The sequence below is a fragment of the Euzebya pacifica genome (assembly GCF_003344865.1).
GTDB classification, from domain to species: domain Bacteria; phylum Actinomycetota; class Nitriliruptoria; order Euzebyales; family Euzebyaceae; genus Euzebya; species Euzebya pacifica.
Map to the genome: position 1 here is coordinate 4,422,587 of NZ_CP031165.1, position 16,347 is coordinate 4,438,933.

Sequence of the window (16,347 nt, forward strand, 5' to 3'; positions counted from 1 at the left end):
GCGGCTCAGTCGGTGCCGACGGCCCGTGCCTGCTTGGCCTTGTCCCGCCGGCCCGCGATCAGCGAGGAGGGGCAGAGGTCCTCGACCACGCAGCTGCCGCACCTGGGACGCAGCGCGTCGCAGACCCGACGACCGTGCAGGATGATGACGAGGCTGGCCGGGCCGTACTGCTGCCGCGGGAACAGCCGCATCAGGTCCTTCTCGATCTTGACCGCGTCGTCGTTGCGGGTGAAGCCGAACCGCTTGGACAGCCGGGTCACGTGGGTGTCGACGGCGATGCCCGCGTCGGGGTCCTCCAGCAACGCCTCGGGCGCCGACCCGGCAAGGACGACGTTTGCCGTCTTGCGGGCCACCCCGGGCAGGGTGACCAGGTCGGCCATCCGCAGGGGCACTTCGCCGTCGAAGTCCTCGATCAGCGCCTGGCAGATACCCCGGATCGACTTGGTCTTCTGCCGGTAGAAGCCCGAGGACTTGATGTCGGTCTGCAGCTCCTCCTCGGGGACCGACAGGTAGTCCTCGGGGGTGCGGTACTTCACGAACAGCGTCTTGGTGATCTCGTTGATCTTCTTGTCCGTCGACTGCGCCGACATCACCGTGGCGATCAGCAGCTCGAAAGGGCTGGTGTGGTCCAGCTCGATGACGCCACCCTCGTAGGCCTCCATCAGGCGTTCGACGATGACGGGCGCCCGCAACGTCTTGCCGCTGTCGCGGTCGAGCGGACGGCCCGTCGAGGGCACGGAGGTGGTGGCGTCGGTGGAGTCAGGCATCGGCCGGGCAGCCTACCGGCACCACCCCTGCGTCACTCCACCCCTCACTCGCCGGGCGTGAACGCCTCGTTGGCCAGGAGCGTCGCGTCGACCTGCAGGAGGAACAGCCCGTCGTAGGCGTTGACGGCCACGACCCCGTCCTCGAAGTACGGGTAGTTCGACCAGGTCCCGACGAAGCTGGCGTTGTCGTGGTCGGGGAAGACGTCGAAGTGGGCGATCTCCGACAGGGTGCCGCCGTCGTAGAGCCCCTCGGTGTCGAGGATGCGCAGGCCCGCGGCGTAGTTGGACTGGTACAGCAGGCCGTCGCGTGTGTACATGTTGTGGTCGATCGCGGTGGTCGGGCCGAAGTACTCCACCGGCAGCTGCGGCGAGGTGAGGTCCTCGAAGTCGAAGATCATCGTGCGGGTGTTGAACCCGAACCGCTGCTCGTCGGTCTCGTCGCCGAGGAGGAAGAAGCGGTGGTCCTCCGTCAGCCAGCCCTGGTGGACGTAGCTGGACCGGGTGTAGGGGAACACGCCCAGTCGCACGGGGGCGTTCTTGTCGGTCACGTCGACGACGGAGACCCACTGCTCGGCGGCGTTGAAGCACAGCTCGCGACCGGTGAAGCGCGTGTCCGGGCCGTGGTAGGTGACGCACTGCGCGTCGTGGACGTACAGGTCCAGGGCCGAGCAGCCAGCGGAGGCGGGGGCGGCCGGGTCGGTGATGTCGACGAAGTGCAGGCCACCGCGACCGCACAGGACGTCGTTGACGGTGTTCCCCGAGGTGCCGCCCACGATGTAGGCCCAGTCGGTGTCGGGGTTGATCACGATGTTGTGGGAGGTGTTGGACGCGTCGCGGTAGTGGGCCGCGGCGGTGTGGCGACGGTCGGGGGCCTCGTCGAGCCCGTCGAGGGTGGTCAGGTCGAAGACCTGCATGCCGTGCGCGGAGGCCTCGGCCACGATGTAGGCGTGGTTGCCCCGGACCTTGATGTCCTTCCACACGCTGAACGAGGTCGCCGGGTTGGGCAGCTCGCCGAGGTTCTCCAGCGTCGGCAGGCCGGTGGCGTCGTCGGTGACGATGCGGAAGAAGGCCGTGGCGTTGGTCTTGCCCATCAGCACGTACTCGTCCCCGGTCGACGGCGACGTCCAGCCCCACACGTCGCTGCCCTCGATCCGCCTCTCCGCCGAGCCGTAGCTCTCCTGGCCGAGCGCAGCGACCGGCACGAACGCCAGCAGGTCCACATCGGAGCAGTCGAAGGCGATGCCGCCGACCTCTGCCTGTCCGTTGGCGCACTGCGCGGCGCCCAGCGGCTGGGTCACGCCGGCGAGGACCTGCGAGGGCGTGCCCTGCATGGCAGCGGACTTGTGGTCGTGCTCGCGCAGCTCCGCGACGGACCACATGGCCTGCAGCGGGTTGGCGAACGCGAGGGTGCCCAGCAGGAGCAGGGCACAGAGGATGGTGTTGGTACGCGACACGGGGAAAATCCTTGGCGGTCGGTCGACGTCGGGGAGACGTCGGTCGTCGCCGTTGCATTCGCCAGCGACCGAGGGAACTCCTGCACCGTTCGTGACGACGCCGACGACCCGTCCGGCATCGTCGCCGTCAGTGGACGATCAGCCCTCGGAGGTCCCGCCGTCGACGGGCAACATGACCGTGAACGTCGATCCCTCGCCCAGGACGCTGGCCACCCGCACCTTGCCCTTGTGCCGCTCGACCGCGTGCCGCACGAGCGCCAGGCCCAGGCCCGTGCCGCCGGCAGCCCGGCTGCGTGCCTTGTCGACCCGGTAGAAGCGCTCGAACACCCGGTCCTGATCGACCTCGGGGATGCCGATGCCCGTGTCGGTGACGCGCACCATCACATCCGACCCTCGCCGTCGAACCGTCACCTCCACCCGGCCGTTGTCGCGGTTGTACTGGATGGCGTTGAGGACGAGGTTGCCGATGATGACCTTGAGGTCCTCGGGGTAGCCGATCACGCTGGCCTCGGGCGAGGCGTCGAAGTCCAGCAGGATGCCGCGTCGCTCGGCGGTCTCGCGGGCGCGTTCGACCTGCGCCTCGGCTAACGCGGTGACGTCGACCCGTCGTTGCCCGCGGCCGTCCGCCCCCTCCTCCAGGCGCGTCAGGTCCAGCAGGTCCCGGACGAGCTGGGCCAGCCGGGTGGCCTCCCGCTGGATCCGCTCCGCCATGGTCCGCGCCCGCTCGGGGTCGCGCTCCATGGCCATCTGCAGGGAGTCGGCCAGCGCCTGCATGCCGGTGACGGGCGTCTTCAGTTCGTGCGACGCGTTGGCCACGAAGTCGCGACGCATGTCCTCGACACGGCGGATGTCGGTCAGGTCGGTCACGATCACCGCCACCTCGTTGGTCGCGATACGGCTGAGGTTGGCCACCAGCTCGCGCCCGTTGCGGGTCACCGCCACATCGACGACGCGATCGGTCTCCAGCACCTCCCGCACCGCCTCGGCCAGGCCCGCCACCCCCAGGGCGCGCATGGGCGTCAGGTCGACCATGTCCTCGGGAAGCGCGAACATCGCGGTCGCGGCGGGGTTGGCGTAGGCCAGGACACCATCGGTGAACAACATGACCGAGGCGGGGATGGCGTCGAGGACGCGCTGCACCCGCTCGCGTTCGTCGCGAAGCGCCTCGAAGCGGTCACGCAGCACGGTCGCCACGTCGTTGAGCGCCTGGACCAAGCGCTGCCACTCGCGGCCGCCCTCGGCGGTGAGGGTCTGAGGCCGCTCCACGTCGGAGGCGAACTTCACGACCTGGTCGGCCACGCCCCGGAGTCGTTCCTCGGAGATCCGCAGCAGCAACGCGTCCAGCCCGAGCCCGGCAAGGCCGAGCAGCGGCACGAGCCACCACACGACAGAACGGCCGGCCGCCCCGATCAGGGCGGCCAGCATCATCGCCAGCGGCAGGAGGTAGCGAGTGCGACGCAGCATGCCGCTATCGTCCCCCGAGCCGAGGAGTCAGTCGGTGAACTTGTACCCGACCCCTCGGACCGTGACGATCAGCTCGGGGTTGCGCGGATCGTTCTCGATGCGACCGCGGATGCGCTTGATGTGCACGTCGAGGGTCTTGGTGTCCCCGACGTAGTCCGCACCCCAGACCCGGTCGATGATGAGGTCACGCGTCATGACCCGGCCGGCGTTGCGGACCAGCAGCTCGAGCAGCGCGAACTCCTTGGGCGGGAGGTCCACGAGCTCGCCGCGAACCGACACCTCGTGTCGCTCGGGATCGATGCGGACGGCCTGGACCTCCAGCGGCGCGCCCATGTCGGGCAGGTCCCAGTCGGCCCCACGACGCAGGACCGCGCGGACCCGTGCGGCCAGCTCGCGCATCGAGAAGGGCTTGGTGACGTAGTCGTCGGCACCGAGCTCGAGCCCGACGACCTTGTCGATCTCCGAGTCCTTGGCTGTCAGCATGATGATCGGCACGGCCGAGGAGCTGCGCAGCTGTTTGCAGACCTCCGTGCCCGGCATGCCGGGCAGCATCAGGTCCAGCAGGACCAGGTCGGGCCGTTCGCGGTCGAACATCTCCATGGAGGCCTTGCCGTCCATGGCAGACACCACCTCGAAGCCTTCGGCGGACAAGCCGTACTCCAACGCATCGACGATTGCGGGTTCGTCTTCGACCACCATGATTTTGGGCATCGTTCCGCGAGGGTAGGCGCCCTGATGGGGCACGAGCTTGTTCGCAGCCCGCTGGTCAGGCGATTTCATGGGGGGTTCATGTTCCTGTCCAACCGTGTTCAGCGTCTGCGCCAGCCTGCCGGTGAAGACTCGGTCGTGCAAGATCGGGGTATGACCACCCCCGACCACCCTGCGGAGCCCGACCACGGCGACCGCGCCGAGCAGAGCGTCGAGGAGAGGACCATCCGAGCCATGGGCATGCTGCGAGTCGACTACCACGTCGCGTTGCTGCACGTGGAGGACGACCTGCTCCGCCTGGGCCGGGCCGTCGAGGGAATGATCGTCCCTGCCACCGATGCGCTGCTGTCCGGCGACACCGAGGAGGCGGCCCGGATCGTCAGCCGTGACGACGCCATCGACCTCGGCACCCACGAGGCCGAGGACGTGGTGCACAGCCTCATCACGCGCCAGGCCCCCATCGCCGACGAGCTCCGCCTGCTGCTGAGCCTCCTGTCGTTGGCCCGCAGCGTGGAACGCATCGGCGACTACACCGTCAACATCGCCAAGCTGACCCCCGGCCTGCGTGGCTGGGGCCCCGACGACCTGACCGCCCAGGTCCGCGAGATGGCCCTCGGTGCCGAGCGGGCCGTGCGTACCGCCCTCGACCTGTTCAGCCGTCGTGACCCGCGTGGCGTGGAGCGGATGGGTGAGGTCGAGGATCGGCTCGACCGGCTTCGTGACGGGCTGATCGGCCGGCTCATGGTCCACGCCGGCGAGGGCTCGGGCGCCACGGAGTGGGCGATCATGATGATCCAGGTCGCCCGCCACCTCGAACGCATCGGCGACCACGGGGTCGGCATCGCGGAGAAGGGCCAGTGGATCACCACCGGCGAACGCCGCCCACCCCGCGCCGCCCGCGGCTGACGATCGGCGCCGCCTTCGGCCTCGCAGGCAGAGCTACTTCCGCCTTCGGCCGCAGGCCGAGCTACTTCCGCATCGCCTGGATCAGCCGATCCAGCTCCTCGATCGTGTTGAAGAAGTGGGCACCGACGCGGATGCCGCCGCCGGGGCGGTAGTCCACGACGATGCCCTCCGCGATCAGGCGTTCCGCTGCGGCGGCGGTCCGATCCCCGAGGGAGAGGGTGACGCCGCCCGCGCGGTGCTCGACGGTCAGGGGGGAGTTGACGGTGAACCCGTGGCCGCGAGCCGCGGCGACGAGGTGGCTCGTCAGCACCTCGTGCGTCGCACGGATCCGGTCGGTCCCCACCTCGGCGATGATCTCGTAGCCGGCCCGCGCGCTGTAGAGCGCAGGGATCGACGGTGTGCCGCCCATCCAGCCGAGCGCGCCGGGGGCCGGCTCCCACTCGTTGGCGAACCCGAACGGATCGTCGTGGCCCAGCCAGCCGACCATCCACGGACGCCAGCGCTCACGCATGCCGGGGCTGACGTACATGTAGCCGACCCCGGGGCCGCCGCACAGCCACTTCACGCTGCCGCCGACGTAGAAGTCGCAGCCGAGCGACATGACGTCCACCGGCATGTGACCCATGGCGTGGTAGCCGTCGACGAGGACGACGGCCCCCATCTCGCGAGCCCGTGCGATGATCTTCTGCACGTCCACGATGGCGCTGGTCCGGAAGATGACGTGGCTGACGACGACCAGCGCCGTGCGCTCGTCGATGTTGGCGCAGAACCGGTCGGCGTCGATGCCGATGGCCCCCTCCGGTTCGTCGACGACACGGACCTTCGAGCGGCGGTGCTGCTCGAGCAGGTGGTGGTGGCTCGGCCAGTCGATTTCGGAGATGACGACGGTGTCGCGGGCGCCCCAGTCGATGCCGCTGACCACGATGGCCATCAGCGAGGCGACGTTCTGGTGCACCGTCACGGTGCCCTCCGGCGCACCCATCAGCGACCCGAGCAGGTCGGCGACGCGCCGGACCTCGGGCAGCCACGTGGTGCGCCACGCCTCCACGCCCTCGGTGGCCCAGGCGTCGGTGAACGCCTGCAGCGATGCCGGGACGGTGTCCGGCATCGCCCCCAGGGAGTTGTTGATCAGGTACGTCTGCGTCGACAGGATCGGGAACCGCTCGCGCCAGCTCGCGACCTCGGCGTCGGTCAGGGGGGTAGCCACCATGCGCCGAACGATACGAGAATCGACCGGCAGTCGTGAGGCTTGGCACCGACGGCGTTGTTTCCGCAGCCATGTGGTCCCGTGGCACAGTGCCCGTCCATGGCTCGACCCCAGCTCTCCCCCGGCGTGTACTGGCCCAAGGATCGTTCGACGACCACCGCGGACGGGGCGAACATCCGCTGGACCACGTTGCCCGAGCGGGGTGGCAACGGCCGGCCGACCGTGGCGCTGCTGTCGGGCTTCCTCTGCGCCGACACGTGGTGGCACGACATGGCCCCGGCGCTGGCGGACGCCGGGTACCGCGTCGTGCTGCTGCACTACCGCGGCATCGCCACGTCCGGCCTTCCACGGACCGGTATCGACCCCGGCGGCCTGACCGTCGAGCGATTCGCCGAGGACGTGCTCGACGTCCTCCACGCTGCGGGAGTCGACGAGGTGTCGCTGGTCGGCCACTCCATGGGCGGACAGGTGATGGTCGAGGTGGCCCGCCGCATCCCCGCCCGTGTCCGGTCGATGGTCGGCGTGACCGCGGCCGACCGGTCCCCCTTCCGCGACCTGTACGGCGCCGGCTGGTTGGCCCACCCGATGGTCAGCACCGTGCTCCGGGCGCTGCACCTGCTGCGCGAGCCGATGGGGACCGCGGTCTACCGCACGGTCTGGCGCACGCTGCCCTTCCTCCCCCTGGCGCGGGCCAGCACCGCGTTCGGCCCCCTGACCCCCGCCGATGTGCTGCAGTCCTACAGCGACCACGCCGCGCAGCTGTCGGGGGACTACTTCACCGCGGTCCTTCGGGCGATGCACCGTCACGACCCCGGCGACCTCCTTTACGAGCTGGACCACCCGACCCTGCTCGTGGCCGGGTCCGACGACCCGTTCACCCCGCTGCGGACCGCCAAGCGGATGTCGGCGCAGCTACCCCGGTCCGAGCTGTTCGTCGTCCCCGACACCACCCACGCGGCGATCCTGGAGGCCTCCACCGAGGTCAACCGTGCGGTGCTGCGCCACCTGCAGCGCCACCACCCGGCGGACCCCCGCGGCTGACCGTCAGTGCCGCTTGACGGCTGCCCGCTGGAGGACCTCGTGGGTGGCCGTCGAGGGGTCGCCCTGCTCGTGACGCCATCGACCCGCCGGGTCGAGGACCCAGGCCGATGACTCGTCGGCCAGCAGCACGTCGAGGATCTCCTGGAGGCGGGCCCGGTTGCCCGGATCGGTGATGGGCACGATCGCCTCGACCCGTCGGTCGAGGTTGCGCGACATCATGTCGGCCGATCCGATCAGGTAGTCCATGCCACGATCGGGGGTGCCGAAGCGGAAGATGCGGGAGTGCTCGAGGAACCGGCCGATCACCGACCGCACCCGGATGCGCTCGCTCAGGCCGGGGATGCCCGGGAGGACCGCACACATCGACCGGACGATCAGGTCGACCTCGACACCCGCCCCCGATGCCTCGTACAGCGCGTCGATGATCTCCCGGTCCACGAGGTTGTTGCACTTGATCACGATGCGGCCGTCGGGTCCGGCGGCGATCTCGTTGCGTATGCGCTGCAGGAGGCCCTCGCGCATGGTGCGGGGTGCCACCAGCAGGGTGTCGTAGGAGTCCGTCGCGGAGTAGCCGGTCAACATGTTGAACAGGTGGGACAGGTCGCCGCCGACGTCGGGGCGAGTGGTGAACACGCCCAGGTCCTCGTAGATGCCCGCGGTCGCCGGGTTGTAGTTGCCCGTGCCGATGTGGGCGTAGCGACGCAGCCGGCCGTTCTCCTCCCGCACGACGAGGCAGGTCTTGGTGTGGGTCTTCAGGCCGATCAGCCCGTAGACGACGTGCACGCCAGCGGATTCCAGGTTGCGAGCCCGGCGGATGTTGGCCTCCTCGTCGAACCGTGCCTTGAGCTCGACGAGGGCGACGGTCTGCTTGCCCGCCTCCGCGGCCCTGATCAGGGCGGCGACGATGGGGCTGTCGGTCCCGGTCGTGCGGTAGATCGTCAGCTTGATCGCCACGACCTTGGGGTCGTCGGCCGCCTGCTCGATGAACGCCTGGGTGGTCTGCTCGAACGACTCGTAGGGGTGGTGCACGAGGATGTCGCCGGCCCGGATGCGCGACCACATCTCCTCCCCTCGCCCGATGGAGGCAGGAACGCGGGGCGTCCACTTGGCGTCCTTGAGGTCCGGCCGGTCCAGGCCGTACAGCTGCCACAGGCCACCGTGGTCGAGCAGCCCGTCGATCCTGACGACGGCGTCGTCGTCGACGTCCATCTCGGCCATGAAGGGCGCCAGCAGGTCGTCCGGGCAGTCCGCCGCGACCTCGATGCGCACGACCTTGCCGAAGCGACGTTCCAGCAGGCCGGACTCGATGGTCTCCAGCAGGTCCTCGGCCTCTTCCTCCGCGAAGGCGCCGTGGGCATGCCGGGTGACCCGGAACATGCCGTGCTCCAGGACGTCGACGGAGGGGAACAGTCGCGGCAGGTGGGCGGCGATGACCTGCTCGGTGGGGACGAACTGCAGGCGCCCGTCGGGGTCGGGTGGGATGGCCACGAAGCGCGGCAGCTGGTGGGGGATCTTCACCCGGGCGAGGGAGGCTCCCCCGTCGGCCAGCCGCAGGCGGACCGCGAGGTTCATCGACAGGGTGGAGATGTGCGGGAACGGCCGGCCGGGGTCGATCGCCAGCGGCGTGAGGATCGGGTACATCCGCTCCTCGAACACCGCCGTGCAGTGCGCCTTCGCCTCGTCGTCGAGCAAGGCGTGGTGGACCAGCGCGATGCCCTCCTTCTCCAGCTCCGGCGTCAGGACCTCCTCGAGGATCCGTCCCTGGCGGCGAGCCACGTCGGCCAGGATCGCCCTGATGGCAGCCAGCTGTCCGTTGGCGCTGAGCCACCCGCGCGCGTCCTCGCCCAGGTCGGCGTCCTGCCGGAGCAGGTCGAGGCGCTTCTGGATCCACTCGTCGGTGTTGCCGGAGTAGATCGCGCAGAACTTGACCCGTTCCAGCAGCGGCTGCGAGGGATCCAGGGCGAGGGCGAGCACACGGGCGTTGAAGGCCAGCTGTGTCAGCTCACGATCCCCGTAGCGGGCCCCCTCGGGCGCGGGCGGGAAGGGGGCAAGCGGGTCGAGGTGGTCGTTCACACACGCAGCCTGACACACCTCGGTGAACGCCGGGTGACCGGTCCGACAGCCGCCCAGCCCGCCCCCCAGAGGCCACACCGCCCCCACGGCACACCCCACCACGGAACGTCACCGCCGCGCGACACCCCCACCACGGATGGAATCGCCTCCGGATTCGCCCCAGACCGTCGGGCCCCGAGGCGATTCCATCGGAGCGAGCCCATGAACGCGCGGTTCTGCGCCATCACGTGAGGCGAATCCATCCACCGCGTGAGGCGATTCCATCCGCCTGAACCCTCAGGTGCCTTCGGCGCTCTACACCTCAGGCGCCTTCGGCGCTCTACACCTCAGGCGCCTTCGGCGCTCTACACCTCAGGCGCCTTCGGCGCTCTACACCTCAGGCGCCTTCGGCGCCAAGCTCCCGGAGCTTCTCCACCGTGTGGATCGCGCGGATGTAGCGGACCGTGCCGGACTTGCCGCGCATGCACAGCGAGTCGGTGGTGACGCCGGAACCGGTGTAGTTGACGCCGGGGACCAGGTCGCCCGTGGTCACCCCGGTGCAGACGAAGAAGGTGTCCTGGCTGGAGACCAGGCGCTCGGTGGTCAGGACCTCGTCGAGGTCGTAGCCCTGCTCGTTGGCGGCCACGGTCTCCTCGTCGTTGCGGGCCCAGAGCCGGCCGAGCATCTCGCCGTCCAGCGCGCGGATCGCGCAGGCAGTGGTGACGCCCTCGGGGGTGCCGCCGATGCCGATCAGCACGTCGACGGCCTTGTCCGGCATGGCCGCGAGCAGGCCACCGGCAACGTCGCCGTCCATGATCAGCCGCAGGCGGGCGCCGGCGTCACGGACGTCCTGGGCCATCCCGGCGTGCCGGTCGCGGTCCAGCATCATCACCGTCAGGTCGTTGACGGCCTTGCCCTTGGCCTTGGCGATCCGGGCCAGGTTGTCCTTGATCGGCGCGTCGATGTCGACCGCACCCTTGGCGTCCGCGCCGACGATCCACTTGTTCATGTAGACCATCGGGCCGGGGTTGAACATCGTGCCTCGCGGCGCCATTGCAAGGACCGCCAGCGAACCCGGCCGCCCCTGGGCCAGCAGGCGCGTGCCGTCGATCGGGTCCACGGCGATGTCGGTCTGGGGGCCGTTGCCGGACCCGACCTCCTCGCCGTTGAACAGCATGGGCGCCTCGTCCTTCTCGCCCTCGCCGATGACCACGACGCCGTCCATGTCGACGGTGTCCAGCAGCTGGCGCATCGCGTCGACCGCGGCCTGGTCGCCGGCCTCCTTGTTGTTGCGACCCATCCAGCGGCCGGCGGCGATGGCTGCCGCCTCGGTGGCACGGACGAGTTCGAGGGCGAGGTTGCGATCCGGCTTGGTGGTCATGGGGGCAGGCTACCCAACTCCCGGGCCGATCCCGAGTGCCCCGCCGGCCGGTTCGCGGACGGCTACCGGTGTTTCCAGGCCACCGCCGACCAGCCCGACGTCGTCTTGGGGTTGGGCGCGTTCAGTGCGGTGAAGTCACCGCCAGCCTCGGCCAGCGCGTGCAGCGCATCGTTCTCCGCGGCCACCCGGTCCCCGAGGCCCGAGAACCGATCGAACTGGGCCTTGAGGTAGGTGACGGCGTGGGGGTGGTTGCCCGCGATCGCGGTTGCCACCTCCACCGCGGCCTCCAGCGGATCGGTGTCGACCAGCCGCTGGACCAGGCCGATCCGGTGGGCTTCGACGGCGTCGATCATCCGTGAGGTCAGCACCAGGTCCTTGGCCGTGCCCAGCCCGACGAGCCCGACCAGCTTGGCGGGGCCGACGGGAAAGCCCAGCGATGCGCCGGGGAACCGGAACCGCGCCGTGTCGTCGGCAACGCGGATGTCGCAGGCGGCGGCCACCTCCACTCCCCCGCCCACGCACGACCCGTTGATGCCGGCCACGGTGGCCTTCGGACAGGTCGCCACGGCCTCGTAGACCATCCCGAACAGCTCCATCCGGCGGACCTGCCCCGCCCGGTCCATGGGCTCCTTGAGATCGGCGCCACCGGAGAAGTGTCCGGCCGCCCCGGTCAGGACGATCGCCGCAACACCGTCGTCCTCACGGGCATCGGTGACCGCGTCCAGCAGCTGTCCCAACAGCGCGGTGCTCATGGCGTTGCGGGCGTCCGGCCGGTCGAGCTCCAGCACGCGGATCACCCGCTCGGGCACCTCCTCAGCGGAGGACGCGGCGACGGGACGGTCGGTGGTGTTGACGAGCGGCATGGAGGAGGAGGCTACGACCTCCCCGCCGGCAGGTCAGACCCGCACGGGGCTCGGCAGCCGGACCACGGTCGTCCAGTACTGCCGGAGCACATCGGTCAAGCGGTCGTACTCCGAGGCATCGGACGGCTTGACCACGTAGCTGCTGGCATGCCCGCGATACGCCGCGGCGATGTCGGCAGGCGCGTCGGAGGTGCTGAGGACGATCACGGGCACCTCGACCAGGACGTCGCTGGCCTTGATGTAGGTCAGCAGCTCCAGTCCACCGATGTAGGGCAGGTTCAGGTCGAGGAGGATCAGGTCGGGACGTTGATCCGCGGCCTTCTCGACCGCCTGCAGCCGCTCCAGCGCCGCGCGACCGTCGGTGGCCACCTCGAGCTCGGCCTCGAAGCCGACGTCCTGCATGGACTCGCTGATGAAAACGACGTCCGCGCGGCTGTCGTCGACGAGCAGGACCCTGAAGGGTTGGTCGTTGGTCATGCCTGCGGCTCCTGGAGGCTGAAGGTGATCCGGGTCCCCGTCTCGACACCGCGTTCGACGTCGATGACGCCGCCGAGCAGCTCCACGCAGCGACGACAGATCGCGAGGCCGATGCCGGTGCTGTCGGTCCTGGTCGAACCGAGCCGTTCGAACATGTCGAAGGCACGTTCGGCGAAGCGGTCGTCGATGCCGATGCCGTTGTCGGCCACCGTGCAGGTCCACGTCGCGCCCACGCGGTTGGCGGTGATGGTCACGACAGGGGGCCGGTCGGGGTGGCCGTAGCGGATGGCGTTGGAGACCAGGTTCTGCACGACCCGGCGCAGCAGCGCCGCATCGGTGGCCACGACCAGTCCGGTGCGGCACTCGATCCTCGCCCCGGCCTCGGCGACCGTGGTGCCCATGGAGGCAACGACATCGGCGACGAGGTCGTCGACGTCGACCGGTTCGATGTCCAGGGCCGAGCGGCCGATCCGGGAGTACTCCAGCAGCGCCTGGATCATGGCGCGCATCCGGGTGGTGCCGTCGGTCACGAAGCCGAGGTACTGCTGGCCGCGTTCGTCGAGGACGTCGCCGTAGCGGGTCTGCAGGCGTTCGACGAACATCGAGACGTGCCGCAGCGGTTCCTGCAGGTCGTGGGAGGCGAGGTAGGCGAACTGCTCGAGCTCGGCGTTGGTGCGCTCGAGCTCGACGGTTCGTTCGACGATGCGCTGCTCGAGCTCGGCGTTGAGCTGGGACAGCTCGCGTCGGGCGTCGGCCAGCTCGCTGATGTCCCGTACCGACACCGCGACCTCGTCGTGATCCAGCCGCGAGAGCCGGACGTGGAAGGTCCTGGGCTCGCCCGCGACGACCATCGGGGGCTCGAAGGACACGGGCTCCGACGACATCCGTGCAGCAACGTGCGCGGTCATGGCCCGCTCGAGGACCTGGGTCGGGAGCAGGTCGGCGATGGGTCGACCGATGTCGGCCTCGGTGAGCAGGCCCGGCCCGTTGCCGCCCTGGTGGAAGCCGAGCAGGGTCCCGTCGCCAGCCACGCGGAAGTGCATGTCGGGGAAGGCGGCCAGGATCGTCTGGATCTCCCGCGTGGCCTCGGCCACCTCCAGCGCCGCCGCCCGGGTCCGCCGGCGCGAGCGCTCCATCATCGCCGCCGCGAGGGCCACGACGAGCGTCACGAGGGTGCCGACGCCCCAGACCGCCGACGGTGAGGTCCCGCTGGCACGGGCACCGGGGGCGAGCATCGTGCGGACGACCCACACGCGGTCGGCCACCGCGATCTCGACCTCGTGTCCCGAACCGTCGAGGGCCGGGTCCGACACGGCATCGGCGACCACGATGCGGTCCTCGGAGGAGGTGACACCAGTCCCGGTGACGTCAGTCCCGGTGACATCGGTCACGGTGACGAGGACGTCGGGTTCGCCGTCGAGGGCGGGGCCGAGGAGGTCTTCGATCCGGATCACGACGACGGCGACACCGACGAAGGCGTCACGACGCGCCTCGAGCGTCGTCGGGACGGACTCGGTGTCGTAGACCGGCACGTCGACGATGACCGCCCGGCCGCCCTGGACCAGGTCCAACGGGGCGGTGACGGACGGCAGGCCGGTGTCCCTCGCCGCAACCGTGACCTCGCTGCGACCGGGGACGAGCAGGAGGTCCAGGCCGTAGGCCGCCTCGTTGCCCTCGACCGGATAGACGTAGTCGATCAGGAAGTGCAGGTCGGCGTCGTCCAGCCGCAGGTCGAGCGCGGGATAGCCCAGCGAGGCGCGCGATGGGTCGACCGCCCGGCGGCCGACGAACTGCTCGAGTGCCTCCTCGGGTACCGCACGGCTGAACTCGATCGCGGCGACGCTGTCGAACAGCGACTCGGCGGTGTGCAGGTCCAGGCGGCGGTGGAACGACGCCACGTCGATCGGCCAGTCCAGCATCATCTCGTTGCGCAGCGCCTGGAGGCTGGAGACCTCTGCCCCCATCCGGTGCTGGACTTCCTGCGCGACGCGTGCGGCCGCCGCAGAGACGCGTTCGTTGTCGTCGCGGCGTCGGTCGGCACCAACTGCGCCCGCGAGGAGGCCCGTCAGGAGCAGCCCGAAGGCCATGACCCCCGCGAGGATGGCCAGGCAGGCCGGCACGGGACTGCGCACACCTGCGCCGGCCGGAGGGGGACCGGGACGCCGTGGAGTCCCTCCCGGCCCCGGTGCCCCCTCGACACCGGCGCCGGGCATGGGGGGAACGCGAACCGTGCTCACGGCCGAAGCACTGCCTGCGTCGACCTGCTGACACGGCGGGCAGCCTTGTCGCGGTACATGTCGAGGTCGGCGATCCGGAGCAGGTGGTCGAGGTCCATCCGCCGGTCGCCGCCGGGGCGTTGGGCGGTACCGATGCTGACGCCGAAGTCCATCGGGACGAGCCCCCGGTCGACCAAGCCGTCGATGGCGGTGCCCACCCGTTCGGCGATGGAGGATCCGGCACCCGACTGGTCGCCCACCACGAGGAGGGCGAACTCGTCGCCGCCGACACGAGCCGCGATGTCGACGTCCCGGCAGCAGCTGGAGAGCGCTTCGGCGACCGCCCGGAGCACCTGGTCGCCGTAGGCATGGCCATGCGCGTCGTTGATGGCCTTGAACGCGTCGAGGTCGAGGTACAGCAGCGTCACCGGCGACCCGGTGCGGTCGGCGTGCCGCAGGTGCTGGCGCCCGAGGAAGTCGAGGCCGCGCCGGTTGTACAGCCCGGTGACGGGGTCCTCCAGCGCCAGTGACTCGACCTCCACCAGCAGCCGGTGCCGCTCGATAGCGTGCTGGACGGCCCGCAGCAACCACGGGGAGTCCATCATCTGCTTGGGCAGGAACTCCTGCGCACGTTCGGCGAGGGCCGTGCTGGCCAGCTCCGCATCGTCGTTGCCGGTGAGGATGACGATCGGGGTGTCGGGGGCGGCCAGGGCGAGCTCACGGAAACCGGGAAGCCCCTGGGCGTCCGGCAGCCCCATGTCGTAGATCACCGCATCGAAGGCCGTCTGCCCCAGCGCCGACACCGCCTGCCCCAGGCTTGCCACACGCTCCACCCGGACGTCGACAAGCGCAGCCTCGGTCAGCCGTTCCCGCACGACGACGGCGTCGGCGTCGCTGTCCTCGACGACGAGGACGTGCAGATGGCGTCGATGCATGCCCCCACGATCGGCCGCCACCACACGGAGCTGAGTCGGACCGGCCGGTCACTTCCGACGGACGGTCTCGCCAGTTGCGCTCCGCCCTCAGACTGCGTGCTCGCCGAACCGTCGGGCGAACCCCGGCAGCAGCCACTGCGCTTCCGCGGCCGCCGCTCGAGCGGTGTCGGCCGGCACCTGCACGACGACATCGGCGCCGACGATGTCGGTGCCCCACAGGCGCAGCGCCATGTCGTCGTTGGTCGCCTCCGCGGCAGCGACGAGGAGCGGCAGCGCGGGCAGCAGCAGCTCCAGCGGACCCGCGGACGTCGGGACCGACATCCTGACGCCCCCTTGGGGGTCGGCGGTCACCGCGCCGTCGGCGAGGGGATGGCCGACGACCGCGACATCGATGGCGAGTCCGCCCCGCCGAGGCGTCACCCGGGCGGGTTGCGCCGGGGCCGTGTGGGGCAGCGCCGCACCTCGGTCGACGATCGTGCAGAGGACCTGCAGGCGCGCCGCGGCGTGCTGGTGCAGCAGGCGAACGGGGCCGTCGGCGAGGTGGATGCAGGCCATGCCCTTGGCGGCCCGGATCCGGGTCCGGCCGTTGGTCCAGGACCCGGCGGTGTTCAGGTACGCGGCGACGATCCCCAGGTCCTCGGCGGGGATCGTCCCGAAGCGGGCATGCCAACCTGCGCGGAGGTCACCCTCGAGGATGCCGAGGTGGACCGCGCCGTCCCGATGGACGGCCCACATCCCCTCGTCGAGACGCGCGTGCACAGCAACCCTTTCCGCTTCGGCTCGGCACGACGGGGCGGGACCGTCAGCCGGGCACCGTTGGTGCCACCTCAGGGGTTCGCCGCCGACCCCGGTGGTTCCTGCTCGGGTCGACGGTGT

Annotated in this window: 14 protein-coding genes; 2 read left to right on the top strand and 12 right to left on the bottom strand. The window is 70.3% G+C overall.

Annotation, left to right across the window (positions count from 1 at the left end; all coding sequences use genetic code 11):
• Positions 1–5: 5 nt before the first annotated feature.
• The 4 genes from nth to DVS28_RS18985 form a co-directional block, all read right to left on the bottom strand.
• A complete protein-coding gene (gene nth / locus DVS28_RS18970) occupies positions 6–767 on the bottom strand; it encodes an endonuclease III (protein WP_114592863.1) in 762 nt (253 codons plus the stop codon).
• Positions 768–811: 44 nt separating this feature from the next.
• On the bottom strand, positions 812–2,221 hold the full coding sequence (locus DVS28_RS18975; RefSeq protein WP_114592864.1) for a choice-of-anchor B family protein: 1,410 nt from the start codon (positions 2,219–2,221) through the stop codon (positions 812–814).
• A gap of 138 nt (positions 2,222–2,359) precedes the next feature.
• On the bottom strand, positions 2,360–3,685 hold the full coding sequence (locus DVS28_RS18980) for a sensor histidine kinase (protein WP_114592865.1): 1,326 nt from the start codon (positions 3,683–3,685) through the stop codon (positions 2,360–2,362).
• A gap of 27 nt (positions 3,686–3,712) precedes the next feature.
• Positions 3,713–4,396 (bottom strand): response regulator, encoded by a 684-nt coding sequence (locus tag DVS28_RS18985; RefSeq protein WP_114592866.1) that lies wholly within the window; start codon positions 4,394–4,396, stop codon positions 3,713–3,715.
• Positions 4,397–4,546: 150 nt separating this feature from the next.
• Here DVS28_RS18985 and DVS28_RS18990 point away from each other — a divergent pair, with 150 nt between their 5' ends.
• A complete protein-coding gene (locus DVS28_RS18990) occupies positions 4,547–5,299 on the top strand; it encodes a phosphate signaling complex PhoU family protein (RefSeq protein ID WP_164710763.1) in 753 nt (250 codons plus the stop codon).
• Positions 5,300–5,360: 61 nt separating this feature from the next.
• Here DVS28_RS18990 and DVS28_RS18995 read toward each other — a convergent pair whose 3' ends face one another.
• Positions 5,361–6,509, bottom strand: a complete 1,149-nt coding sequence (locus DVS28_RS18995) for an aminotransferase class V-fold PLP-dependent enzyme (protein WP_114592868.1) — start codon at positions 6,507–6,509, stop codon at positions 5,361–5,363.
• A gap of 96 nt (positions 6,510–6,605) precedes the next feature.
• On the opposite strand from DVS28_RS18995, the gene DVS28_RS19000 reads away from it, so the two are divergent.
• Positions 6,606–7,547 (top strand): alpha/beta fold hydrolase, encoded by a 942-nt coding sequence (locus DVS28_RS19000; RefSeq protein WP_114592869.1) that lies wholly within the window; start codon positions 6,606–6,608, stop codon positions 7,545–7,547.
• A gap of 3 nt (positions 7,548–7,550) precedes the next feature.
• On the opposite strand, the gene ppk1 is transcribed toward DVS28_RS19000, so the two are convergent.
• The 7 genes from ppk1 to DVS28_RS19035 form a co-directional block, all read right to left on the bottom strand.
• Positions 7,551–9,620, bottom strand: a complete 2,070-nt coding sequence (gene ppk1 / locus DVS28_RS19005) for a polyphosphate kinase 1 (protein ID WP_164710764.1) — start codon at positions 9,618–9,620, stop codon at positions 7,551–7,553.
• Positions 9,621–9,996: 376 nt separating this feature from the next.
• Positions 9,997–10,980, bottom strand: coding sequence for a class II fructose-bisphosphatase (gene glpX, locus DVS28_RS19010; RefSeq protein WP_114592871.1), 984 nt, complete (start codon positions 10,978–10,980; stop codon positions 9,997–9,999).
• Positions 10,981–11,042: 62 nt separating this feature from the next.
• Positions 11,043–11,843, bottom strand: a complete 801-nt coding sequence (locus DVS28_RS19015) for an enoyl-CoA hydratase/isomerase family protein (RefSeq protein WP_114592872.1) — start codon at positions 11,841–11,843, stop codon at positions 11,043–11,045.
• Between the two features lie 33 nt (positions 11,844–11,876).
• Positions 11,877–12,320: a response regulator gene (locus DVS28_RS19020; RefSeq protein WP_114592873.1), complete on the bottom strand. Its 444-nt coding sequence runs from the start codon at positions 12,318–12,320 to the stop codon at positions 11,877–11,879.
• Complete coding sequence (locus DVS28_RS19025; RefSeq protein WP_164710765.1) at positions 12,317–14,452, bottom strand: CHASE domain-containing protein; 2,136 nt, start codon at positions 14,450–14,452, stop codon at positions 12,317–12,319. The genes DVS28_RS19020 and DVS28_RS19025 overlap by 4 nt, the downstream gene beginning before the upstream one ends.
• A gap of 101 nt (positions 14,453–14,553) precedes the next feature.
• Positions 14,554–15,471: a GGDEF domain-containing response regulator gene (locus DVS28_RS19030; protein WP_114592875.1), complete on the bottom strand. Its 918-nt coding sequence runs from the start codon at positions 15,469–15,471 to the stop codon at positions 14,554–14,556.
• An 87-nt stretch (positions 15,472–15,558) separates the two neighbouring features.
• On the bottom strand, positions 15,559–16,230 hold the full coding sequence (locus DVS28_RS19035) for a hypothetical protein (protein WP_164710766.1): 672 nt from the start codon (positions 16,228–16,230) through the stop codon (positions 15,559–15,561).
• Positions 16,231–16,347: the final 117 nt, after the last annotated feature.